This window comes from Streptomyces sp. NPDC030798, assembly GCF_055572275.1.
In genome coordinates this window covers 25,476-48,494 of the sequence record NZ_JBVIDR010000013.1, presented here as the reverse complement: position 1 = coordinate 48,494, position 23,019 = coordinate 25,476, and the positions used below count along the sequence as shown (strand labels likewise).

At 71.0% G+C, this 23,019-nt stretch carries 20 protein-coding genes; 12 read left to right on the top strand and 8 right to left on the bottom strand.

Annotated features, from left to right (window positions below; genetic code table 11):
* The first annotated feature begins 24 nt into the window (after positions 1–24).
* Positions 25–309, top strand: coding sequence for a type II toxin-antitoxin system RelE family toxin (locus ACZ404_RS27350; protein ID WP_468444332.1), 285 nt, complete (start codon positions 25–27; stop codon positions 307–309).
* Between the two features lie 60 nt (positions 310–369).
* Here the strand turns inward: ACZ404_RS27350 and gltX are convergent, their stop codons facing one another.
* Positions 370–1,854 carry a glutamate--tRNA ligase gene (gltX, locus tag ACZ404_RS27345; protein ID WP_468444330.1) on the bottom strand — a complete coding sequence of 495 codons (1,485 nt, stop codon included), beginning with the start codon at positions 1,852–1,854 and terminating at the stop codon, positions 370–372.
* Positions 1,847–2,632: a fumarylacetoacetate hydrolase family protein gene (locus ACZ404_RS27340; protein WP_468444328.1), complete on the bottom strand. Its 786-nt coding sequence runs from the start codon at positions 2,630–2,632 to the stop codon at positions 1,847–1,849. The genes gltX and ACZ404_RS27340 overlap by 8 nt, the downstream gene beginning before the upstream one ends.
* A gap of 316 nt (positions 2,633–2,948) precedes the next feature.
* Here ACZ404_RS27340 and ACZ404_RS27335 point away from each other — a divergent pair, with 316 nt between their 5' ends.
* Positions 2,949–3,389 carry a peptidase inhibitor family I36 protein gene (locus tag ACZ404_RS27335; RefSeq protein ID WP_468444326.1) on the top strand — a complete coding sequence of 147 codons (441 nt, stop codon included), beginning with the start codon at positions 2,949–2,951 and terminating at the stop codon, positions 3,387–3,389.
* Entirely contained in the window at positions 3,380–4,303 is a 924-nt protein-coding gene (locus ACZ404_RS27330) for a hypothetical protein (protein ID WP_468444324.1), read from the top strand. Before ACZ404_RS27335 ends, ACZ404_RS27330 begins: the two co-directional genes overlap by 10 nt.
* Positions 4,304–4,343: 40 nt before the next feature.
* Here ACZ404_RS27330 and ACZ404_RS27325 read toward each other — a convergent pair whose 3' ends face one another.
* A complete protein-coding gene (locus ACZ404_RS27325; protein WP_468444322.1) occupies positions 4,344–4,538 on the bottom strand; it encodes a hypothetical protein in 195 nt (64 codons plus the stop codon).
* 575 nt (positions 4,539–5,113) lie between these two features.
* Between ACZ404_RS27325 and ACZ404_RS27320 the strand changes: the two genes are divergently transcribed.
* The 8 genes from ACZ404_RS27320 (at position 5,114) to ACZ404_RS27285 (ending at position 15,690) form a co-directional block, all read left to right on the top strand.
* A complete protein-coding gene (locus ACZ404_RS27320; protein WP_468444320.1) occupies positions 5,114–8,845 on the top strand; it encodes a sensor histidine kinase in 3,732 nt (1,243 codons plus the stop codon).
* 9 nt (positions 8,846–8,854) lie between these two features.
* Positions 8,855–9,268 (top strand): roadblock/LC7 domain-containing protein, encoded by a 414-nt coding sequence (locus ACZ404_RS27315; RefSeq protein ID WP_003973453.1) that lies wholly within the window; start codon positions 8,855–8,857, stop codon positions 9,266–9,268.
* 111 nt (positions 9,269–9,379) lie between these two features.
* On the top strand, positions 9,380–9,778 hold the full coding sequence (locus tag ACZ404_RS27310) for a DUF742 domain-containing protein (RefSeq protein WP_019058642.1): 399 nt from the start codon (positions 9,380–9,382) through the stop codon (positions 9,776–9,778).
* A complete protein-coding gene (locus tag ACZ404_RS27305) occupies positions 9,759–10,334 on the top strand; it encodes a GTP-binding protein (protein WP_385839768.1) in 576 nt (191 codons plus the stop codon). The genes ACZ404_RS27310 and ACZ404_RS27305 overlap by 20 nt, the downstream gene beginning before the upstream one ends.
* A gap of 379 nt (positions 10,335–10,713) precedes the next feature.
* Positions 10,714–14,043, top strand: a complete 3,330-nt coding sequence (locus tag ACZ404_RS27300; RefSeq protein WP_468444317.1) for a sensor histidine kinase — start codon at positions 10,714–10,716, stop codon at positions 14,041–14,043.
* A 10-nt stretch (positions 14,044–14,053) separates the two neighbouring features.
* The gene (locus tag ACZ404_RS27295; protein ID WP_004983065.1) at positions 14,054–14,467 is read left to right on the top strand and encodes a roadblock/LC7 domain-containing protein; all 414 of its coding nucleotides are present in this window, start codon (positions 14,054–14,056) and stop codon (positions 14,465–14,467) included.
* A gap of 94 nt (positions 14,468–14,561) precedes the next feature.
* Entirely contained in the window at positions 14,562–15,128 is a 567-nt protein-coding gene (locus ACZ404_RS27290) for a DUF742 domain-containing protein (RefSeq protein WP_468444315.1), read from the top strand.
* The gene (locus ACZ404_RS27285; RefSeq protein ID WP_093769009.1) at positions 15,109–15,690 is read left to right on the top strand and encodes a GTP-binding protein; all 582 of its coding nucleotides are present in this window, start codon (positions 15,109–15,111) and stop codon (positions 15,688–15,690) included. Before ACZ404_RS27290 ends, ACZ404_RS27285 begins: the two co-directional genes overlap by 20 nt.
* Before the next feature lie 181 nt (positions 15,691–15,871).
* Here ACZ404_RS27285 and ACZ404_RS27280 read toward each other — a convergent pair whose 3' ends face one another.
* The 4 genes from ACZ404_RS27280 to ACZ404_RS27265 all read right to left on the bottom strand — a co-directional run bounded on the left by ACZ404_RS27280 (position 15,872) and on the right by ACZ404_RS27265 (position 20,672).
* Entirely contained in the window at positions 15,872–16,060 is a 189-nt protein-coding gene (locus ACZ404_RS27280; RefSeq protein WP_468444313.1) for an acyl-CoA carboxylase subunit epsilon, read from the bottom strand.
* A gap of 35 nt (positions 16,061–16,095) precedes the next feature.
* Positions 16,096–17,691, bottom strand: a complete 1,596-nt coding sequence (locus tag ACZ404_RS27275) for an acyl-CoA carboxylase subunit beta (RefSeq protein WP_468444311.1) — start codon at positions 17,689–17,691, stop codon at positions 16,096–16,098.
* A gap of 154 nt (positions 17,692–17,845) precedes the next feature.
* The gene (locus ACZ404_RS27270) at positions 17,846–20,140 is read right to left on the bottom strand and encodes a polysaccharide lyase 8 family protein (protein ID WP_468444309.1); all 2,295 of its coding nucleotides are present in this window, start codon (positions 20,138–20,140) and stop codon (positions 17,846–17,848) included.
* A gap of 19 nt (positions 20,141–20,159) precedes the next feature.
* Complete coding sequence (locus ACZ404_RS27265; protein ID WP_468444307.1) at positions 20,160–20,672, bottom strand: hypothetical protein; 513 nt, start codon at positions 20,670–20,672, stop codon at positions 20,160–20,162.
* A 227-nt stretch (positions 20,673–20,899) separates the two neighbouring features.
* Here ACZ404_RS27265 and ACZ404_RS27260 point away from each other — a divergent pair, with 227 nt between their 5' ends.
* The gene (locus ACZ404_RS27260) at positions 20,900–21,514 is read left to right on the top strand and encodes a YceI family protein (RefSeq protein WP_468444305.1); all 615 of its coding nucleotides are present in this window, start codon (positions 20,900–20,902) and stop codon (positions 21,512–21,514) included.
* A 48-nt stretch (positions 21,515–21,562) separates the two neighbouring features.
* On the opposite strand, the gene ACZ404_RS27255 is transcribed toward ACZ404_RS27260, so the two are convergent.
* Positions 21,563–22,951, bottom strand: coding sequence for a hypothetical protein (locus ACZ404_RS27255; protein ID WP_468444303.1), 1,389 nt, complete (start codon positions 22,949–22,951; stop codon positions 21,563–21,565).
* Positions 22,952–23,019: the final 68 nt, after the last annotated feature.

Here is a 23,019-nt window from a genome sequence, read left to right as displayed (position 1 = left end):
CGAACGGCCGGCACATTGGTCCGCATGAGCGAGTACCGCGTCGAGTTCACCGTCGAGGCCCGTGCCACGTTCGACGCACTGCCCGCAGAGCGCCGAGCCCAGGTGGACAGGGCCGTGCGGATACTGGGGCGCGATCCGTTCCGGAAGACCTCGACCGCGCCGCTGGGACCGGACGACAATCTGCGCAAGGCCTATGTGGCTCCTGGCGTGATGCTGGAGTACGTGGTGGCCGGCGCGATCATGGTCGTCGTCGTGGTCTGGATCTTTGACGAAAGCCACTACCTGATCGACGAAGCCGACGCGCAGTGAACAACGCGTCAGGGGCGGCATCCGGAGGCCTCCGGATGCCGCCCCTGACCCATGTGTCGGCTACGCGCTCAGCCTCGCCAGCGCCGCGTCGATGCGGGCCAGCGTCTTCTCCTTGCCCAGGACCTCCAGGGACTCGAAGAGGGGCAGGCCGACCGTGCGGCCGGTGACGGCGACGCGGACCGGGGCCTGGGCCTTGCCGAGCTTGAGGCCGTGGGCCTCGCCGGCGGCCAGGACGGCCTCCTTCAGGGACTCCGCGGAGGTCCAGTCCGCGGACTCCAGCTTCTCGCGGGCCGTACGCAGGAGGGCGTCGCTGCCCTCCTTCATCGCCTTCGCCCAGGACGGCTCGTCGAAGACGGGCTCGGCCAGGAACAGGAAGTCGACGTTGGCGGTGATCTCCGACAGGACCTTCAGCCGGGTCTGCGCGTGCGGCGCGATCGCCTGCCACTTCGCCTCGTCGAAGTCCTCCGGCGCCCAGGGGGCGAACGGGGCCTTCAGCCAGGGGCGGCAGCGCTCGGTGAACTCCTTCGCCTCCAGCAGCCGGATGTGGTCGGCGTTGATCGCCTCGCACTTCTTCAGGTCGAAGCGCGCCGGGTTGGGGTTCACGTCGGCGATGTCGAAGGCGGCCACCATCTCCTCGATGGTGAAGATGTCCTGGTCCGCCGAGAGCGACCAGCCGAGCAGCGAGAGGTAGTTGAGCAGGCCCTCGGGCAGGAAGCCCTGCTCCCGGTAGAGGTTCAGGCTCGACTGCGGGTCGCGCTTGGACAGCTTCTTGTTGCCCTCGCCCATCACGTAGGGCAGGTGGCCGAACCGGGGGGTCTGCTGCGCGATGCCCAGTTCGGTCAGCGCCTTGTACAGGGCGATCTGGCGCGGGGTGGAGGAGAGCAGGTCCTCGCCGCGCAGGACGTGGGTGATCTCCATCAGGGCGTCGTCGACCGGGTTGACCAGCGTGTACAGCGGGGCGCCGTTCGCGCGGACGATGCCGTAGTCGGGCACGTTCTCCGGCGTGAAGGTCAGCTCGCCGCGGACCAGGTCGGTGAAGGTGATCGTCTCGTCCGGCATGCGGAAGCGGACGATCGGGGTGCGGCCCTGGGCCTGGTACTCCTCGACCTGCGCGGCGCTCAGGTCGCGGCAGTGACCGTCGTAGCCGGACGGCCTGCCGGCGGCGCGGGCGGCCTCGCGGCGGGAGTCCAGCTCCTCCTGGGAGCAGTAGCAGTGGTAGGCGTGGCCGGCGTCCAGCAGCTTGGCGGCGACGTCCTGGTAGATGTCCATGCGCTGCGACTGGCGGTACGGCGCGTGCGGGCCGCCGACCTCGGGACCCTCGTCCCAGTCGAAGCCGAGCCAGCGCATCGCGTCGAGCAGCTGCTGGTACGACTCCTCCGAGTCGCGGGCCGCGTCGGTGTCCTCGATGCGGAAGACCAGGGTGCCCTGGTGGTGCCGGGCGAACGCCCAGTTGAACAGGGCGGTGCGGACCAGGCCCACGTGGGGGTTACCGGTGGGCGAGGGGCAGAAACGGACGCGTACGGGGGAGCCGGGTGCGCTAGCCACGCTTGACAACCTTGTTGGTGAGAGTGCCGATGCCTTCGATGGTGACGGCGACCTCGTCGCCGACGTTGAGGGGGCCGACCCCCGCGGGGGTGCCGGTGAGGATGACGTCGCCGGGGAGCAGGGTCATCGCCTCGGAGATGTTGACGACCAGGTCCTCGATGGGGTGGATCATCTCGCTCGTGCGGCCGAGCTGGCGCTGTTCGCCGTTGACCGTGAGCTGGACGGTCAGGTCGTTCGCCCGGTCCAGGTCCAGGTCGGTCTCCACCCAGGGGCCGAGCGGGCAGGAGGTGTCGAAGCCCTTGGCCCGGGCCCACTGCTTCTCGCGCCGCTGCACGTCGCGGGCGGTGACGTCGTTGGCGCAGGTGTAGCCGAAGATCACGTCCTTGACGCGCTCGCGCGGGACCTCGCGGCACATCCGGCCGATGACGACGGCCAGCTCGGCCTCGTGGTGCAGTTCCTGGGAGAAGGGCGGGTACTGGATCTCGTCGCCGCTGCCGATCACCGAGGTGGAGGGCTTGAAGAAGGCGAACGGGGCGTCGGGCACCTCGTTGCCCAGCTCGCGCGCGTGCTCGGCGTAGTTGCGGCCGAACGCCACGACCTTGTTGGGGAGCACCGGCGGGAGCAGCCTGACCTTGCTCAGCGGCACCTTCGTACCGGACAGCTCGTGGTCCGCGAACGGGATGCCCTTGATGATGTCGAGGACGAGTTCGTCCTGCTTGTCGCCCTCGACCGCGCCGAAGGCTACGTTCCCGTCGATGGAGAACCTGGCGATGCGCACGGGATCCTGCGCCCCTCAACTAGAACCGGCGTACTGACGCCCCAGGTTAGCCGGTCGGGCCGCCCGGTGTTCGGGCAGCACGGCGTGGCGGGTGGCCCATTCCGGAAGCGGAAACCGTCGTAGCGGAATTCAGAATTCCGCCCTTTGGGGCGCCGGGGGCATTGGGCGCGATCGCTCCGCATACGGAGGCATTTCCCTCGTGGCGCCGGGCTTCGGGCCGCATGATCTCTGTCCGGAACCGGTATTGATCCGGCCACGCCCGAACCCTAGGATCCCGATGGGAAATACACCGACTTTCCACTGGGGAGAGGACCTCATGAAGGCATCCCGGAAGCTCTGTTCCCTCGCTGCCGCAATTCCGGCGGCCGTCGCCGCGGTACTGGGCACGGCTCCCCTCGCCCACGCCGACGCGGGCCCCTACTGCCTGGACTACGAGAAGAACTGCGGTGTCTTCTTCTACAACAGCGGACTGACCGGTTCCTTCACCGCTTTCCGTGGCAGCAGCGTGTCCAATCTCGCCGGATACACCTTCCTGACCTCCGGGTCGGGCAAGGGCCAGCCGGTGAAGAACAACGCGGCCTCGTTCAACAACCTGAGCGTCGACAACATCGCCACGGTCTTCTACAACAGCGGCTACTCCGGTGCCTGCGACACCTTCGCCCCGCTCAGCGGCACCGACCGGCTGCACAACACCTACAACGAGAACGCCTCCATGGCCTTCGCCCGCGGCGGGATCAACTGCTACAAGTGGAACTGACCCACCGGCGACGCGGCGCGGCGGCGCGTCTGGCGCTGCCGGCGCTCTGCCTCGCGCTCCTGGCGGGCTGCGCCTCCCAGGAGTCGGCGGCGCCGGGTCCGACCCCCCTTCGGGGGGCGGCCGCGCCGAGCCCGAGCGCCCCGGCCCGCAGCGACTACACCTACCGGCTCCCTCTCGCGGCCTACAGCTACAGCGAGGCCGAATACGACGTCATCGAGGACGCGCAGCAGATACTGGCCCGCGATTGCATGAAGCGTTTCGGACTTTCCTACACGCCCGTGCGGAAATCCACGTCCGGCGCCACCTCGGATCGCCGGTACGGGATATCGGACAGCGCGGAGGCGGAACGCTACGGATATCACCTGCCGCCCCAGCCGGCCGAGCACCGGCCGAAACTCGACGCGGACCGGCGCACGGTGCTCTACGGAAACCGGGAAAAGGCGGCCGCTGGGCGCGGAAAGGTGACGTTCCGGGGGAAGGCGGTTCCGGAGGCGGGCTGTCTGGGTTCGGCCGTACGGAAGCTCGCGAAACCGTACGAGTATCCGGCGGGCGTCGCCGCGGCGAGCACCATCTCCTCGGACAGCTTCCGGAACTCGATGCGGGACCCCGGCGTCAAGGCGCTGTTCGCCCGCTGGTCCGCCTGCATGAAGGAGAAGGGGTACGACTACGCCTCGCCCCTGGACCCGTTCCGGAATCCCGCGTTCACGGACGGTCCGGTGACCGCCGGGGAGAAGCGGACCGCGACGGCGGACATGACGTGCAAGGAGCGGACGAATCTCCTGGAATCGTGGCTGAAGGCCGAGTCCAGGATTCAGCGGGGGATGATCGCCCGGCACCGCACGGAGCTGCGGCGGCTGAAGAGCCTGCACGCACACAAGGTGAGCGCGGCCAGGAAGATCGTCGCGGGTGCGTGATCCCCGGGCCGCGCTCCTCGGCTGCGGTGCCCGCGTCGGGCTACTCGCCGGCCGGCGCCCCGGCGGCGACCGGGATCTCGTTCAGCACGGTGCGGCGGGGGTTGGCCGTCTGGGCGGGAAGCTCGACGGAGTGCTCCGGCAGCTCGGGCACCTGCAGTTCCTCGGCGTCCTCGAGGTGCGCCAGAGTCGTGCGCCGCGGGTTGGCTATCGTGCGGAACATCATCGTCGTCTTCACCGTTGTCAGTCCTGTGCGTCGGGGGCCGGTTCGGGGTTGGCAGAGTCGCCCATCCTGTAAAGCGTCAGGCTAAACATCCGATTCCCCGCCGCAGGCGCGAAGTCCCCAGGATCTCCATGTGAGTTTGCTCACGAACTCAGGGGCAAACCGGTCAATTCCGGCCGACAACCGCCCCCAGCGAAACGGACATTGACTCCCTGAAGCTGTCATTCCGCTCCTGATCATGTCGACTGGGACAGGAGGCACCGAGGGGCGACTCGCAGGCTTATGCCCGGTTTACTCGGAATCCCCTTGCACCGGTGGTGACCCAGGCTTCACAATGCGTCACGTAGGTCACAGCTCGGGGTACGGCCCTTGTTGGAGTTCCTGCACTGTGCTGGAATTCCACGGACCGCCGCGGGATCGAGCCGGCGCGCAGGGGGCGCAACGCAGCGCCGAGTGGCGGCGAGAGGGGGGAACCAGCGCCGGTCACTCAAGACCACCCGGGGGGCGTAATTCAGGGCGCTCTCCAAGACGCCGACACCGTGTCCCTCCGTTCGCGCGGAGGGGCGCCTGGTCCAGAGGTTGCGACGCTAGTGCAGGGACGTTTCAAGAGGGATGGCAGCGCTTCGGCGGAGCCGGAGGCGCACGGCGGGACCGACCGCGGTTCCTCGCCCCAGCACGCCCAGAACCCGGGCCCGGCCCCGTCCGGAGACGGCGGTGAGCGCCCCGGGCGCCTCGGCCCGTCCTCCTCGCCGGGCGCCGCGGGCAACCCGGACCCGGCGCCGAAGCCCGCCAAGGCGCCGAGCGGCCCCGGCTCGCGCATGGCCCTGCGCAACTGGCGCATCTCCACGCGTCTGGTGTCGCTGCTCGCGCTGCCCGTCGTGGCGGCGACCTCGCTGGGTGCGCTGCGCATCGACCAGAACATCAACGACATCCAGCAGCTCGACAACATGAAGCTGCTGACGGACATGACCAAGCAGGCCACCGAACTGGCCCAGGCGCTCCAGGACGAGCGCGACCAGTCCGCCGGCCCGCTGTCCCACGGTGTGAAGTCGACCGACTACACGGTCAAGGGTCTGCAGGACAAGACCGACCGGGCCCGCGAGAACTTCCTCAACGCCGCCGAGGAGATCGACTCGGCGAGCAAGAGCGGCCAGCTCCAGGGTGTCCGCGACACCATCGTGAGCCTCGCCGGCCAGCTCGACGACCTGGCCCGCATCCGCGACAGCGCGTACGAGTCGAAGAACAACTCGACGCAGACGGTCGAGTCGTACCACCGCCTGATCACCCAGCTGATCGACCTCTCGCAGTCCATGGCGGAGGCGTCCAGCAACCCGGAGATGATCTCGCGCACCCGTGCCCTGGCGGCCTTCTCCACCGCCAAGGAGTACGCGTCGGTGCAGCGCGCCGTCATCGCCGCCGCGCTGACCTCCAGCAACACCACCAAGGGGCATCTGTCCGCCAACGACCGCCTCTACGGCGACTCGGCGTACCAGAGCGAGAACTCCGAGATCGCGATCTTCCGGAAGATCTACAGCAGCGAGAACCCCGACGAGCTGCTGCAGCCGATCGAGGACGGCAACCCGATCATCCAGTCCGCCGACCTGTACGCGAAGCGGGTGCTGGAGTCCCCGACGGGTCTCGACAGCCTTCCGGCCCGCTCGTACCGGGACTGGCTGGACGACAGCTCCACCAAGATCACGCAGATGCAGAAGATCGAGCACACGCTGCTCGAGGACATGGAGCAGAAGGCCCGCGAGCTGAAGTCGTCCTCCGAGCAGGACGCGATCATCTCCGGTGCGCTGATCCTGCTGGTGCTCGGCATCTCGCTGGTCGGCGCGTTCATCGTGGCCCGCTCCATGATCCGCTCGCTGCGCCGGCTGCAGGAGACCGCGACCAAGGTCGCCCAGGACCGTCTGCCCGAGCTGGTCAAGCAGCTCTCCGAGTCCGACCCGCAGGACGTGGACACCTCCGTGGAGTCGGTCGGTGTGCACTCCCGGGACGAGATCGGCCAGGTGGCCGCGGCCTTCGACGACGTGCACCGCGAGGCGGTCCGCCTCGCCGCCGAGCAGGCCCTGCTGCGGGGCAACGTCAACGCGATGTTCACCAACCTCTCGCGCCGCTCCCAGGGTCTGATCCAGCGTCAGCTCTCGCTGATCTCCGAACTGGAGTCCCGAGAGGCCGACCCGGACCAGCTGTCCTCGCTGTTCAAGCTGGACCACCTCGCCACCCGTATGCGCCGTAACGGCGAGAACCTCCTCGTCCTCGCCGGTGAGGAGCCCGGCCGCCGGTGGACCCGTCCCGTCCCGCTGGTCGACGTGCTCCGTGCCGCCGCCTCCGAGGTGGAGCAGTACGAGCGCATCGAGCTGGCCGCCGTGCCGACCACCGAGGTCGCCGGCCGCGTGGTCAACGACCTCGTGCACCTGCTCGCCGAGCTGCTCGAGAACGCCACCTCCTTCTCCTCGCCGCAGACCAAGGTCAAGGTCACCGGTCACGCGCTGCCCGACGGCCGTGTGCTGATCGAGATCCACGACACCGGTATCGGCCTCTCCCCCGAGGACCTCGCGGCGATCAACGAGCGGCTCGCCTCGCCGCCCACCGTGGACGTCTCCGTCTCCCGCCGCATGGGCCTCTTCGTGGTCGGCCGGCTGTCCCAGCGGCACGGCATCCGCATCCAGCTGCGCCCGTCCGACTCCGGTGGTACGACCGCGCTGGTCATGCTGCCCGTCGACGTCGCCCAGGGCGGCAAGAAGCCCGCTCCGGGCAAGCCCGGCGCCCCCGCGCCGACCGGCGGTCCCGCCGCCGCGCAGGCCGCGGCCGGTGCCGCCGCCGCGCGCCGCGCGGGCGGCAACGGCGGCCAGGGCGGCGCCCTCGGTGGCGCCCCGGCCGGCGGCGGCCGGCTCGCTGCCGGCCCCGGCCCGCGCGGCCAGGTCGGCTCCGCCCAGGGTCCCCGGGCCGCGCTGCCCGGCGCGGGCCCCAACGGCCGTCCCGGTGCGCCGGGTGGTGCGCGCGGACCGCAGGGTCCGGGTGCCGCGGGTACTCCGGGTGCTCCGCAGCAGGGTGGCCGGCCGGCTCCGGCGGGTGCCGGTGCGGGCGGCTTCGGCGGCCCCGGCCAGGCGCCCGGTGCCCCGCAGGGTCTGCAGGCCGCGGGCCAGGGCGGGCCGCAGCAGGACGCCTTCGGCGGCCGCGGTCCGGCCGCGCCGCGCGGCGGTGCCGCCGGCTCCGACCAGGGCCGTCAGCCGCAGCTTCCGCCGCGTGGCGGTCCGCGGGCCGAGCTGCCCGGCGGCAACCCGTCCGCACGCACCCCGGACTGGAGCGACAGCGCCCAGCTCTCGCGTGCCTCGCTGGACGCCCCGCGCGGCCACGACGAGCAGGACCCGGCGCACACCGCGCGCATGCCGCGCGTCGACGACCGGCAGGGCCCGGGCTCGACCGCGGAGATACCCCGCGTCGACGACCGGCAGAACCCGTCCTCCACGGGCGAGTTCCCGCGCCCCGACTTCGGTCTCGGCGGCAACGGCTCCACGGGTCAGTTCCCGCGCCCGAGCGCCCCGCAGCAGGACCCCGGCCAGTTCGGCCAGCAGGGCGGGACCGGTCAGTTCGTCCGCTCCGACGTGTTCGGCACTCCGGCGCCCGCGCCGCAGGACCCGCAGAGCACGGGCCAGTTCGCGGCCCCGCAGGCGTACGACGGCGGCTTCGACGGCAGCTCCACCGGGCGGCACGCGCTGCCCGGGCGTCCGGGCCAGGGCCCGGCGGACACCGGCCGGTTCGAGCGTCCGCAGCCGGGCGGCCGCGCCGACTTCGGCGCCCCGCGCCCGCCGGCGCCGCAGCAGCAGCGTCCGGTCCGCCAGGAGCCGGAGGCGCTGCCGCCGGCCACCGGCCCGGGCGACGGCCGCACCCCGCTGTACGACACGCTGGAGACCAACTGGTTCCACGGCGGCCAGCAGGAGCGGCACCAGGAGACCTCCCCGGTCCCGGCCCCGGCGCCGCAGCCGCAGGCGCCGACGGGTCCGCAGCGGTCCTCCACCACCGGATCGTGGCGCACCTCGCCGAACGACGAACTCGTCCGGCAGGCGGAGCGCGTACGGCAGCCCGCGGCGGGCGGTGTCACCACCTCCGGCCTGCCGCGTCGGGTGCCCCGGGCGAACCTCGTCCCGGGCACGGCGCAGCAGCAACAGCACCAGAGCGGTCCGCAGGTCTCCCGTGCGCCCGATGACGTACGCGGCCGGCTGACCAATCTCCGTCGGGGTATCGCTCAGGGCCGTCAGGCCGGCGGCGGCCAGACCGGCAGCTTCCCGAGCCCCACTCACCAGCAGGAGCGTTAGTTGAGTCCGATGAGCCAGGCGGCACAGAACCTGAACTGGTTGATCACCAACTTCGTGGACAACACCCCCGGGGTGTCGCACACGGTGGTGGTCTCCGCCGACGGCCTTCTGCTGGCGATGTCCGAAGGCTTCCCGCGTGACCGCGCCGACCAGCTCGCCGCCGTCGCGTCCGGGCTGACCTCGCTGACGGCCGGGGCGTCCCGGATCTTCGAGGGCGGCAACGTGGCGCAGACGGTCGTCGAGATGGAGCGCGGCTTCCTCTTCCTGATGTCGGTCTCGGACGGGTCGTCCCTCGCGGTCCTGGCCCACCCGGAGTGCGACATCGGCCTCGTCGGTTACGAGATGGCACTGCTCGTCGACCGCGCAGGGGCGGTTCTCACCCCGGACCTGCGCGCCGAACTCCAGGGCAGTCTGCTCCACTGACCGGCCCCGGCACCACCCAGCTCACGAAAACACCGTCCGGCCGCCACAATCCCCCCACCGGCCCCGTCAGACGGCACGACTGACCGACTTGCTGTCCCGCCCGGAGGATTCATGACCCCGCCCACCGCCTCTCATGATCCGTACGCGGAGCCGTACGGGGACGAGGGCGACCAGCCGCTGGTACGTCCGTACGCGATGACCGGTGGCCGGACCCGGCCGCGCTACCAGCTCGCCATCGAGGCACTGATCAGCACCACGGCCGACCCGGCAGCGCTGATGGGACTGCTCCCGGAACACCAGCGCATCTGCCACCTGTGCCGGGAGGTCAAGTCGGTCGCGGAGGTCTCCGCGCTGCTGGCCATGCCGCTCGGTGTGGCCCGGATCCTGGTCGCCGACCTCGCCGAGGCCGGCCTGGTCGCCATCCACCAGCCGGGCGGCGACGAGAACAACGGCGGCGCTCCGGATGTGACGCTGCTCGAAAGGGTGCTCAGTGGACTTCGCAAGCTCTGACGGGGGCCGGGCCACCACCTCCGCGAAGATCGTGGTGGCGGGCGGCTTCGGCGTGGGCAAGACCACGTTCGTCGGCGCCGTCTCGGAGATCAACCCGCTGCGCACGGAGGCCGTGATGACGTCCGCCTCGGCGGGCATCGACGACCTCACCCACACCGGGGACAAGACCACCACCACGGTGGCGATGGACTTCGGCCGTATCACCCTGGACCAGGACCTGATCCTGTATCTGTTCGGCACGCCGGGCCAGGACCGCTTCTGGTTCATGTGGGACGACCTGGTGCGGGGCGCGATCGGCGCGGTGGTGCTCGTGGACACCCGGCGCCTCGCGGACTGCTTCCCGGCCGTGGACTACTTCGAGAACAGCGGTCTGCCGTTCGTCATCGCCCTCAACGGCTTCGACGGCCAGCAGCCGTACACCCCCGACGAGGTGCGCGAGGCGCTGCAGATCGGCCCCGACACCCCGATCATCACCACCGACGCCCGGCACCGCGCGGACGCTAAGAGTGCGCTGATCACGCTGGTGGAGCATGCCCTGATGGCACGGCTGCGTTAGCACCCAAATACGACGGGCGCTACGGCAGTTGTCGTAAACGGAACGGAGCCGGCTGTGGCCTTTGACACGGTCGGCTCCGCTGTTCATAACAGTTCGGCAGAGGAATCGCCCGACTCCACCACGCGACGCGGTCGAGCGGTACCGCTGTGCTCACAATTGCCCCGCCTTTTGGCGGGGCTCGCTCTTTATGACCGTTTTATCTGGGGCATACAGGTGCGGGATCTGCCCACGTCACTGTTTGGACGTGCGCAGGGGGCCATGCTGGAATGCCTGAACTGCCCAATAGTCAAAGACGTACTCCTTAGTGGTCTGTGGCGAACCGGGCTCTGAGAGACTGCGGCACGACGAAGGTGCCGACCGCCGAGAGGTTGTTGGTCGAGTGAGGCGAAGCAAGAACGGTCCCGAGCCGTCGGCGCGGGGCAACTTCACCCCGCCGCCGCGCGCTGCGGCGCCCAGTCCTGTGCCCGGTGGGGAGCCGGCGGCCACGCCCGCGAAGAGCGGCGGCCGCTTCTCCCCGCGCAACTGGCGGGTGCCGACCCGGCTGAACGCGATTCTGCTCATACCCGTGGCGGTCGGTCTCGTCATGGGCGGCTTCCAGGTGAAGAACTCGATCGACACCTGGCAGCAGGCCCGGGACGCCGAGAACACCGCCCGCCTGGTGCGCGCCGCCCTGACCTACGCCGACGCCCTCGAGAACGAGCGCGACGTCTCCGCGGCCCCGCTTCTGCTGAACAAGAACAAGCAGGTCGTCACCGAGGCCCGGCATCAGACGGACCTCGCCGCCGACGCCTTCAACCAGGCCGCGCAGAACATGCCGGACAAGGCCGGTCTGAAGCGCCGACTGAGCCTGTTCCGCAAGGCCGAGCCCCAACTGCAGACGCTGCGCAAGATCGCGTACACCAGCAAGACCACCGGCGTGCAGACCGAAGAGGGCTACATCGGGGTCAGCCACCCGCTGATGGAGTTCGCCAACGAGCTCGGTCTGGGCACCGGCAACATCACCTCCTACGGCCGTACCGTCTACGCCATCTCACTCACCAAGGCGGCGCTGTCGCTGGAGCGCTCGATCGGCATGCACATGCTGGTCAAGCCCGGCCCGGACGCCCCGAACCTCGCGACCCAGCGGGTGTCCCTCTCCTCGTACGCCTACCTCGAGCGCATCGCCGTGGAGGAGTACATCGGCGGTGGCACCGAGGAGGACGCGCAGAACCTCACGAACGTCCAGAACCAGATCAAGTCGGAGGGTGCCTCGCTGGCCACCCAGGCCAAGCAGAAGGACCCGAACTACGTCCCCCCGCCGGCCAAGCCGGAGACGATGGTCACTCTGCTGGCCACGCTGAAGGACACCGACCCGCTCACCCGTCAGGCGCTCGCCACCAAGGGCATCACCGCCGAGAACTGGTGGGCGGTCAACAGCCTGAAGTACAAGGGCTACCGCGAGCTGGAGACGAACCTCGCCGACAAGGCGGTGAACGAGGCCTCCGGCATCGCCGACGACGCCAAGACCTCCGCGATCATCACCGGTGCCATCGTCGTGGTCGCCCTGCTGCTCGCGTTCATCCTGGCCGGTGCCGTGGCCCGCCAGATGAGCCGCTCGATGCGCCAGCTGCGCAACGCCGCCTTCGGCATCGCCGAGCAGCGCCTGCCGATGCTGGTCGACCAGCTCTCCCGCACCGACCCGGGCCGGGTCGACACCCGGGTGGCGCCGATCCCGATCAACTCGACCGACGAGATCGGCGAAGTCGCCCGCGCCTTCGACCAGGTCCACCGCGAGGCCGTCCGGCTCGCCGCCGAGCAGGCACTGCTGCGGGGCAACATCAACGCGATCTTCACCAACCTCTCGCGCCGCAACCAGTCGCTGATCGAGGGCCAGCTGACCCTGATCACCGACCTGGAGAACAACGAGGCCGACCCCGACCAGCTGGAGAACCTCTTCAAGCTGGACCACCTCGCGACCCGTATGCGCCGCAACGGCGAGAACCTGCTGGTCCTCGCCGGCGAGGAGCCCGGCCGCCGCTGGGACCAGCCGGTCCCGCTGATCGACGTGCTGCGCGCGGCCTCCTCCGAGGTGGAGCAGTACGAGCGCATCGAGCTGTCGGGCGTCCCGGAGTGCGACATCCACGGCCGCGCGGTCACCGACCTCGTGCACCTGCTCGCCGAGCTGCTGGAGAACGCCACCACGTTCTCCTCCCCGCAGACCAAGGTCCGCGTCACCGCGACCCGTCTCCCGGACGGCCGCGTGATGATCGAGATTCACGACAAGGGCATCGGCCTGACGGCCGAGGACTTCGCGGACATCAACCACAAGCTGGCCAACCCGCCGACCGTGGACGCCGCGATCTCCCAGCGCATGGGCCTGTTCGTGGTCGGCCGGCTGTCCGACCGGCACGGCATCCGGGTCCAGCTGCGCCCCTCGGGCGAGCAGGCCGGTACGACCTCCCTGGTCATGCTGCCGGACGCGATCACGCACGGCGGTGGCGGCGAGGCGCCGCTGGACCGCGAGGAGTTCACGGTCTCGCAGATCATCCCGGAGCAGCAGTTCCAGGGTGAGAGCTTCAGCCAGGTGCAGCCGATGCGCACCGCGGCCGAGCTGGGCTTCGACGACAGCCGCTACTCCGACGTGCCGGACGACATCCGCGAGCTCGACCCGGTCGGCCGCTCGCTGATGCGCGAGGAGCGCCGCGCCGCCCTGGAGGCCCAGGCCCACGGCCAGCCCGAGCAGCCGCAGCAGGAGGGCCGGAGCGCCGAGCAGGCGTACGCCGACGAGTTCGACGCCCGCCAGGCCGCCTACGAGGGCAGCGCGACGGGCTACACCGAGCAGCAGGCGTACCAGGAGCAGCCGCAGCAGGCGTACCAGGAGCAGGCCCCGCAGGCGTACGAGGAGCGGCAGCACACCGCGTACGAGGAGCAGCAGCACGCCGGGTACGAGAAGTCGTACGAGGAGTCGTACGACGAGCAGTACTACGCGCCGAACCAGGGTCAGCCGCAGGGCGAGGGCTTCTCGGTGGGCGGCGGCTACCCGGACCCGGCGTATGCGGAGCCGTCGCAGGAGGAGCACGCCTCCGCGCCCGCCGCTGCGGCCGACGCCTTCGGCTCCTACGACACCGGGTCCTACCAGGACGACTGGCCCCGGCAGAACGGCTACCAGAACGGCTATCCGGCCCAGTACGCTCCGGAAACGGAATCCTCGCAGGCCGCTGACGCGAGCGAGGGGAACCGCGTAGGCTTCGACCGTCCGGGACCGGACTCTCCCGCCGGGCACGGGCTGACCGACGCCGGGCTGCCCCGCCGCGGTTCCGTCGCGAGCGGATCCAACGGCACGGGTGGCGCGAACGGCACGGCGCACGTGCGGCAGGAAGCACCGGCTCCCAGCGTGGGAAGCGCGGGGGCGAACGGCGACAGCGGCTGGCGTTCGGCGAACGACGAGCGCTGGCAGCAGGCGTCACAGCTCCGGAAGCCCAAGGCAGGCGGGGTGACCGCCTCCGGCCTGCCGCGGCGGGTTCCCAAGGCCAATCTGGTCGAGGGCGCCGCCGCGAACACCCCTCAGGGGGGCCCACAGGTCTCCCGCGCCCCGGAGGACGTCCGGGGCAGGCTGAGCAACCTGCGCCGGGGCGTCCAGCGCGGGCGCAACGCAGGCAGTGAAACGAACGGCCAGGCCACTAGGAATCACCACAGTGGGCCTGACAGCACCTACAACCAGGAGCGTTAGTGTGAGCCCGATGAGCCAGGCGGCACAGAACCTGAACTGGTTGATCACCAACTTCGTGGACAACACCCCGGGGGTGTCCCACACGGTGGTGGTCTCCGCCGACGGACTCCTTCTGGCGATGTCCGAAGGCTTCCCCCGTGACCGCGCCGACCAGCTCGCGGCCGTCGCCTCCGGTCTGACGTCTCTGACGGCAGGCGCCTCCCGCATCTTCGAGGGCGGCAGCGTGAATCAGACGGTTGTGGAGATGGAGCGGGGATTCCTCTTCATCATGTCCATCTCCGACGGTTCGTCACTGGCTGTGCTGGCCCATCCGGAGGCGGACATCGGCCTCATTGGGTACGAGATGGCGCTTCTGGTGGACCGCGCGGGCACGGTCCTCACCCCGGATCTCCGTGCGGAGCTTCAGGGAAGCCTTCTCAACTAGCAGGCGAACGGTGCGTATACGCGTCCCGGGGCCGTAAGGTTTCGGGACGCGGCTCCACACGGATGGGTGCCCGGCACAGTCGGAGGAGGAGAAAGTGGCAACACCCCCAGGCGGTTCGTCTTCGGGCAACTGGTCGTACGGCCCTGCCCAGGGCCAGGGCGACGGTTCGGCGAACCCGTACTTCCCCTCCGCCCCCAGCCACCGGCAGCCGTACGCCCCGCAGGGTCCCGGTCCCTCGCCCTACGACCAGCCGCCGGCCCCGCGGATCCAGCCGGTCCAGCCGCAGCGCCGCCCCGAGCCGGCGCCGGCCTCGGCCTCCAACAACCCCCTGGTGCGTCCGTACGCCATGACCGGCGGCCGGACCCGCCCGCGCTACCAGCTCGCCATCGAGGCGCTGGTGCACACCACCGCCGCTCCGCACCAGATGCAGGGCCAGCTGCCCGAGCATCAGCGGATCTGCAACCTCTGCCGGGAGATCAAGTCGGTCGCCGAGATCTCGGCGCTGCTGACCATCCCCCTCGGCGTGGCCAGGATCCTCGTCGCCGACTTGGCGGAGGCGGGCCTGGTCGCCATCCATCAGCCCGGCGGCGACGAGAACGCCGGTGGCCAGCCAGACGTGACACTGCTCGAAAGGGTGCTCAGTGGACTTCGCAAGCTCTAGCGGCGGTCCTTCCCGCTCCACCACCTCCGCGAAGATCGTGGTGGCGGGCGGCTTCGGCGTGGGCAAGACCACGTTCGTCGGCGCCGTCTCGGAGATCAACCCGCTGCGCACAGAGGCCGTGATGACGTCCGCTTCGGCCGGCATCGACGACCTCACCCACACCGGTGACAAGACGACCACGACGGTCGCCATGGACTTCGGCCGTATCACCCTGGACCAGGACCTGATCCTGTACCTGTTCGGCACGCCGGGCCAGGACCGCTTCTGGTTCATGTGGGACGACCTGGTGCGCGGTGCCATCGGTGCGATCGTCCTGGTGGACACCCGCCGGCTCGCGGACTGCTTCCCCGCGGTCGACTACTTCGAGAACTCCGGTCTGCCGTTCGTCATCGCCCTCAACGGCTTCGACGGCCAGCAGCCGTACTCGCCGGACGAGGTGCGCGAGGCACTGCAGATCGGCCCGGACACGCCGATCATCACGACCGACGCGCGGCACCGCGCGGACGCCAAGAGCGCGCTGATCACGCTGGTGGAGCACGCGTTGATGGCTCGGTTGCGCTGAATTGCGGCTTCGGGGCCGCCCCGGCGGTTGTACGCCGTCCGCGGGTGGCCCCGTGGCCGTTCATGCCCGAGCGGCGCGGCCACGCATCGATGCAGCCCCGCGCCTCTGACACATGCACAGAGGAAACGCAACGCCGAGGGCCCCTCTCCGTGGAGAGGGGCCCTCGGCGTTGCGTTGCGGGTCAGTGCCAGCTGTGCGGGGCTCGGAAGCCGCCCTCGCGTTCCAGGCGGCGCCAGCCGGCCTTGCGGTGGGCGCGGTGTGCCGGGGCCGACGGGGCGGCCGCCGCGCGGGCCAGGAGGACGGCCGTGATGGCGGCGACCTCCTCGGGCTCGGCGTGGCCCTTCTCGACGCGGATCTCAGCGTTGTCCATGGGTGTCAGTCTCCGGGGAAGAGGTGTCCGCAGGGTTACTGCGGCGGGTTGCCGTGCTTGCGGGACGGCAGGTCGGCGTGCTTGGTGTGCAGCATCGCCAGCGACTTGACCAGTACTTCGCGGGTCTCCGCGGGGTCGATGACGTCGTCCACGAGACCGCGCTCGGCCGCGTAGTACGGGTGCATCAGCTCGGCCTTGTACTCCTTGACCATCTTCTGGCGCATGGCCTCCGGGTCCTCCGCCGCGGCGATCTGGCGGCGGAAGATGACGTTGGCAGCGCCTTCCGCGCCCATCACGGCGATCTCGTTCGTCGGCCAGGCGTAGGTGAGGTCGGCGCCGATCGACTGGGAGTCCATGACGATGTAGGCACCTCCGTACGCCTTGCGCAGGATCAGCGAAATCCTCGGCACGGTCGCGTTGCAGTAGGCGTAGAGCAGCTTCGCGCCGTGGCGGATGATTCCACCGTGCTCCTGGTCGACGCCGGGCAGGAAGCCGGGGACGTCCAAAAGGGTGACGATCGGGATGTTGAAGGCGTCGCACATCTGCACGAAGCGGGCCGCCTTCTCGGACGCCTCGATGTCCAGGACGCCCGCGAGGACCTGGGGCTGGTTGGCGATGATGCCGACCACCTGGCCGTCGAGTCGGGCGAGGGCGCAGAGGATGTTGCGGGCCCAGCGCTCGTGGACCTCGAGGTACTCGCCGTCGTCGACGATCTCCTCGATGACCTTGGCCATGTCGTAGGGCCGGTTGCCGTCGGCCGGGACCAGGTCGAGCAGGGCGTCGGAGCGGCGGTCCACCGGGTCGGAGCAGTCGACGCGCGGGGGGTTCTCGCGGTTGTTCTGCGGCAGGAGCGACAGGAGGTAGCGCACCTCGGCGATGCAGGTCTCTTCGTCGTCGTAGGCGAAGTGGCAGACGCCGGAGGTCTCGGCGTGCACGTCGGCGCCGCCGAGGCCGTTCTGGGTGATCTCCTCGCCGGTGACCGCCTTGACGACGTCCGGGCCGGTGATGAACATCTGCGAGGTCTCGCGGACCATGAAGACGAAGTCCGTCAGGGCCGGCGAGTAGGCCGCGCCGCCCGCGCACGGGCCCAGCATCACGGAGATCTGCGGGATGACCCCGCTGGCCTTCGTGTTCCGCTGGAAGATGCCGCCGTAGCCGGCCAGCGCGCTGACACCCTCCTGGATGCGCGCGCCGGCGCCGTCGTTGAGGGAGACCAGCGGGGCACCGGCCGCGATGGCCATGTCCATGATCTTGTGGATCTTGGTGGCGTGGGCCTCGCCGAGGGCGCCGCCGAAGATCCGGAAGTCATGGGCGTAGACGAAGACCGTGCGGCCCTCCACCGTGCCCCAGCCGGTGATGACACCGTCCGTGTACGGCTTCTTGGCCTCCAGGCCGAAACCGGTCGCCCGGTGCCGGCGCAGCTGCTCGACCTCCTGGAAGGACCCCGGGTCCAGGAGCAGCTCGATGCGCTCCCGGGCCGTCAGCTTGCCCTTGGCGTGCTGCGCCTCGGTCGCCTTCTCGCTGGGGCCCGCCACGGCCTGCGCACGGATCGTGTGCAGCTCGGCGACCCGCCCGCGGGCGTCCGTCGGCTCGCCGGTCGGCTCACCCGTCGTCTCTTCCAAAACGGTCATGTAGCGACCTTACGAAGGACACCAAGGAAAGCGAGCCGTCGACTCCGTACAGTCTCCGGCCCGTTTTCCTGGTACCACTGAACAGAACCACAGGGGCATGCAGCCGTTCCGACTGCTCAGAGGGCGCGTGAGTTGTAGGGGCGCCACAAAGACGTCACCCGAGAAGCACCTCACATTCGTGGGTGGCACATGCCATCCCTGGAGTGACAAAGAGCCTCAGACGGCCCTGTCCGTCGAGCACCTCCACGGTGTCGTCGGCGCTCAGGACCGTGCGCACCGGGTGGTCCCAGACGATCTCCAGCGGGGTGCCCGTGCGGGGCGGCTCGCTCACGCAGAGCGTAGCGGTACGGCCGCGCCGCCGGACGACCACGCTCGCGCCCGCCGAGACGGTCAGGCCGCCCACCGTGCCGGCCTGCCACAGGTTGGCGGCAGTCAGCCCGAGGGCGGGGACGGCGACCGCCTGGCGCCGGGCGTCGTTGGCGAGGAGGCGCAGCCAGTGCCGGTCGGCGGCCCGGGCGGCGACCTCGCCGCGGGAGGCGCCGGGCAGCAGGACGTAGGCGTACGCGGCGTCCGCCGGGTCGGTGCCGTGGTCGAGCCAGAGGGTCTGCCAGCGCCGGGTGCGCCGCTCGCCGGTGCCGGCGCTGTTGATGTCGGACCAGGCGCCGGTGCGGTCCTCGCGCAGGGTGCGCAGGGCGCCGCGGCAGAGCAGCAGCCAGCCGCCGTGCCCCTCCAGGTGGGCCCAGCCGGGGCCGCGGACGAACCGCGGGGTGCCGGCCTCGCCGAGGTTGCGGTTGTCCACGACCGTCTCGACGGCGGTCCCGTCGGCGCAGGTGATCCCGGCGCCGAGGCAGACGACGGCGTCGGCGAGGAAGAACCAGGACTTGCGGGCCTCGAGGGTCGACCCGAGCCCCTTCAGATGCTGACCGACGGCCGCGTACTCCCCGTCCGTGGTCCCGCCGACCCAGCGCACGTCCGGCTTGGGGGCGCCCCACTCACCGCCGGCCCGGTCGGGCAGGCGCCGGGCGGACACGGTGGTGCCGGGGAGGCGGTACCAGTCCACGGTGGGCCAGTACCAGTCGGTGTACTGGTTGCTCGGGCCGGCCGGCCACCAGGAGAGCATCCCGGAGCCGGTGTGCCAGCCGCGCGGGTTCTCGCCGTTGCCGCACTCGTAGTGGGCGATGCGGTCGCTGGCCATGGAGAGCGCGGCGGTGAACCGGGGCCGGCGGTGGACGGCCCGGTCCATGGCCGGGAAGAGCCGGTGGCCGAGGGGCTCGGGGACGGCCGAGGCGACGACCGTGTGCAGCCGGGCGAGATCGGCGACCGGGAACTGAGGATCCGTCAGGACCGGTGAGACGGTGTCCCGTTGGATCCAGCCCTTGAGCGTGCCGTACCACCGCCGGCGCTCCGCCTCGCTCGCGCCGTCCGCGAGCAGGGTGACGGCGGCGATCAGGCCGTGCCCGTGGTAGTGGTCGCCGCGCAGCAGGTGCAGGTCGTCGGCGCGCAGGTAACCCCGGCTGATGGCGCGGCCGTTGACGCAGTCCATCACCAACCCGTCGTGGACGAGCGGCGCGTAGGCGTGCTCGACGCTGTCCAGGACATGTCGCCGGGCGGGATCGGTGACCTCCCACGGGGACCCGGCGAGGAGGGCGAACAGCCGTGCCAGGCCGTCGAGGAGGACCTGGCCGTACGTCCCGGAGTAGGCGACCGAGGTGTGCTGGACGAAGGAGCCGTCGGCGTAGAGGCCGTCGCCCCGGGTGACGTACGGGAAGACGGGTGACAGGGCGTCCCGGGCGAGCGCGATCCGGCCGGGGTCCCGGCCGAGGATGCCGCGCAGCGCGACCGAGCGGCACAGGTCCACGCGGTTGGCGCCGGTGGAGGTGCCGGAGTAGTCGGTGAGCATCGCGTCCGGGACGAAGTGGCCGACGGCCGCACAGGCCGCCGCGACCCGGGCCGCGCCGAGCCGGTCGTGGAGGGCGGCCGTGATGTCCATGAGCAGCCGGGGGCTGCCGATCTGCCACTCCCACCAGTTGCCGTAGCGGGTGGTGGCGGGGTGGTAGACGGTGGTGGACAGGTGGTCGAGGCCGCGCAGGACGTCGGTGAGGAGGGCGCCGTCGCCGGTGGCACCGGTGGCGGGCTGGACCCAGGCCTGGGCCATCGTCCACAGCCGGCCGTAGCTGAAGGTGATGCCCTCGGGCGGGTCGAAGGGGTGCCCGGGCCACAGGGAGCCGGGGGCGGGGGCCATGGTGGCCTGGAACTCCCGCGCCCGGCGCCCGAGTTCGGCGAGCCGTGTGGCGTAGGGCTCGGCCCCGGGGTCGTACCCCCTCCCCAGCGCGATCCCGGTCCAGCGGCGGCGCAGGCCCTCGTACGGGTCGCCGTCCGCCCGGGCCCCCGGCGCCGCGGTGACGGCGAGGGCGGCGGCCAGCAGCAGCGCCCGCCGGGACACGCCCACGGCCCGCTCCCTCCCCGGCTCAGCAGCCGCCGCAGTTGTAGTACAGGACGTCCCAGTGGTTGCCCTCGTCGGCGTAGATGTTGCCGGAGCCGGACCGGTACTGGGGGGCGCCGTCGCCGCGCAGGCCGATGTAGGTGAAGTTGTTCTTGATGTACGTCGTGACGCAGGTGTTCTTGCCGTAGTCGAGCTTGTAGCCGTTCCAGTGCGAGTAGGTGCCCGAGGCGTGCCCGGTCTCGGTGCCCCCGGTGATGTTGAGCGCGCAGCCGGCGGCCCGTTTCAGGGTCTGGGCGCCCTCGGCGGTGGCGAGGTTGAGCTGCTCGAAGGACGTGCAGGTGGGGTTGTTGCGGTCGGAGCAGTTGCCGGAGGACGACCAGGTGATGCCCGCGTTCCGGAACATCCCGGTGGCGGTCGCGTGGCTGATCTTGGTGACGGCGAAGGCGTCGGTGGCGGTGCCGACGACGGCGACGCCGGGGGCGACGACGAGGGCGAGCGCGGTGAGGGTGGCGCGCAGTGCCGGGCGGTGTGCCTTCATGGCGGACCTTCCTGCGGTGGGCCGGTGCGTGCTGTGGGGCGGCTGTGCAGGTGGTGCACGGCAGATGGTGCCCGAGGTCTACGCGCGTTCGCCAGAGGGCGTGCGCGGTGACTCACCGTTTCGGCGGCGACACGCTCTGGAGATGTTGAAAGTCGTACGGAATAGGTCTACGGTCGGAGGCGTTGGGTTCGTTGAATGTTAAACAGAAACCTTCCAGGAGGAACACCATGGGCATCTTCGGCCGCAAGGACAGCACCACCGAGACCGCCGCGACCCCGGCCGCCGGCTCCGGCGCCCCCGACCTCGCGGCGCTGACCGGCGACTACACGATCGACCCGGCGCACTCCACCATCGGCTTCGTGGCCCGCCACGCGATGGTCACCAACGTCAAGGGCAGCTTCCAGGACTTCACCGGGAGCCTGCACCTGGACGGCACCGACCCGAGCCGCTCCACCGCCACCCTCGACGTCGCGATGGACAGCATCAGCACCGGCAACGCCGACCGCGACGGCCACCTGAAGTCCTCGGACTTCTTCAAGACCGACGAGTTCCCGACGATGGCCTTCCGCTCCACCAAGGCGGAGTCCCTGGGCGGCGACGACTACCGCATCACCGGCGACCTCTCCATCCTCGGCGTCACCAAGCCGCTCACCATCGACCTGGAGTTCAACGGCGCCGCCAAGGACCCCTTCGGCAACGAGCGCGTCGGCTTCGAGGGCAAGGCCGAGATCCTGCGCTCCGAGTGGGGCCTGACCTGGAACGCGGCCCTGGAGACCGGGGGCGTCCTGGTCTCCGACAAGATCAAGCTCAACTTCGACATCTCGGCGATCAGGAACGCCTGAGCCGCGCAGACCGGCGGAGCACGGACCGGCGGAGCACTTCCGGGGGCGTCAGAAGCCCCCGCCGAAGTCGCCTCCGCCCCCGCCGTCCCCGAAGCCTCCCCCGTCGCCGAAGCCGCCGCCGTCCCCGAAGCCGCCGCCGAAGTCGCCGGGGTCGAAGTCGGTGCCGGACATGTCACCGCCCTCGTAGCCGCCGCCGAAGCCGTCGCCGTAGCCGCCGAAGTCCCCGTATCCGGCGCCGTAGTCGGCCGCGTACGCCGGCGTGGCCATCATGCTGCCGAGCAGCGTGCCGACGAGCAGCCCGGGCAGGATGCCGCCGCCGAAGTAGCCGCCCGCCCAGGGGCCGTAGGCGGGCCCGGCGTCCCAGTAGGGGCGGCGGCCGTAGTCGGTGTCGACCTCGCGGATCACCGGGTCGCGGCCGTCGGCCAGCCTCGTCGCGTCGGCCGCGCAGACCGGCACCTGGCGGGGCGCGCCGGCCGGCGGGGTCCAGGTGGCGTCGGTGACGGACGGGCCGTGGCGGGGGTCGAAGAAGCAGGGCGGGCGGCGCTCGGGCAGCGGGCGGCCCTCACGGCGGGCGGCCAGCTGGGCGAGCGAGAAACGCCCGTCCTCCAGCGCCTCGGTGACCGCGCGCACGTCCTCGGGCCTGCCCGCCTCGGCCATGCGCTGCTTGGCGTTCTCGTAGGCGTCCAGGGCCCGCTCGTAGTCCGCGCGCATCGCGTCGTCGGCGCCCGCCTCGGCCGGGTGGAAGTCCAGGCGGTCCAGTTCCTCGCCGAAGGCGGTGATGTCCTCGTCCACGACCACCCGCAGCCGCTCCAGCGCGTCCCGCTGCTCCCGCTCGTGCCGGCGCCGGCCCCGCCGGACCAGGGCATAGGCGCCCGCGCCGCCGAGCACCAGCACCGCGCCGGCCGCGATCAGCGCCGTGCTCGACCCGCCGCTGCCGCCGCCCGAGGAGCCCCAGCCGGCGGGCGCGTGGCCGCCCATGGTGGTCAGGGCGCGGTCGGTGAAGTCGGTGAGCTGAGCGGTGGCGGACTCGCCCTGGACACTGGAGACCAGGTTCCGCCGGGCCGTCGCCGACATCACGGAGGAGTCCGCGCGGGCGTCGAAGCGGTCGCCGAGCCGGATGCCGTACAGACCGGTGATGCCGGTCGCCGCGCGCAGGTCCGAGAAGAGGTTCCGGGTCGGGTAGTCGGCCGGCAGCACGGCGATGAACAGCGGCTTGTCCGCGTCCTTGATCCGCCCGGCGAGCGCCCGGGCCTCGGCCGGGGGCACTTCGCGGGAGACCGCCGGATCGACGTACACCGGGCTCTTTCGCAGGGCGTCGGCGATGGTGGAGACGCTGGTCTCCGCCCGGGCGGCGGGTGCTAGCGCGGTCGCCGTCACCAGGGCGAGGACGGCCAGCAGCAGCGCCGGGAGGCTTCGGGTCCGCGGAACGGCCTTCATCCTTCGAAACTACCCGAAGCCTCCCCAAAGTGGGCATTCGTACAGGCGTGCAGGGGATGGACCCCGCC

Excerpts from the sequence above, each read along its gene's own strand:
- ACZ404_RS27265 (WP_468444307.1), bottom strand. The coding sequence starts at position 20,672 with ATGAAGGCACACCGCCCGGCACTGCGCGCCACCCTCACCGCGCTCGCC.
- ACZ404_RS27280 (WP_468444313.1), bottom strand. The coding sequence starts at position 16,060 with ATGGACAACGCTGAGATCCGCGTCGAGAAGGGCCACGCCGAGCCCGAG.
- ACZ404_RS27335 (WP_468444326.1), top strand. The coding sequence starts at position 2,949 with ATGAAGGCATCCCGGAAGCTCTGTTCCCTCGCTGCCGCAATTCCGGCG.
- ACZ404_RS27255 (WP_468444303.1), bottom strand. The coding sequence starts at position 22,951 with ATGAAGGCCGTTCCGCGGACCCGAAGCCTCCCGGCGCTGCTGCTGGCC.
- ACZ404_RS27295 (WP_004983065.1), top strand. The coding sequence starts at position 14,054 with ATGAGCCAGGCGGCACAGAACCTGAACTGGTTGATCACCAACTTCGTG.
- ACZ404_RS27310 (WP_019058642.1), top strand. The coding sequence starts at position 9,380 with ATGACCCCGCCCACCGCCTCTCATGATCCGTACGCGGAGCCGTACGGG.
- ACZ404_RS27275 (WP_468444311.1), bottom strand. The coding sequence starts at position 17,691 with ATGACCGTTTTGGAAGAGACGACGGGTGAGCCGACCGGCGAGCCGACG.
- ACZ404_RS27260 (WP_468444305.1), top strand. The coding sequence starts at position 20,900 with ATGGGCATCTTCGGCCGCAAGGACAGCACCACCGAGACCGCCGCGACC.
- ACZ404_RS27315 (WP_003973453.1), top strand. The coding sequence starts at position 8,855 with ATGAGCCAGGCGGCACAGAACCTGAACTGGTTGATCACCAACTTCGTG.
- ACZ404_RS27350 (WP_468444332.1), top strand. The coding sequence starts at position 25 with ATGAGCGAGTACCGCGTCGAGTTCACCGTCGAGGCCCGTGCCACGTTC.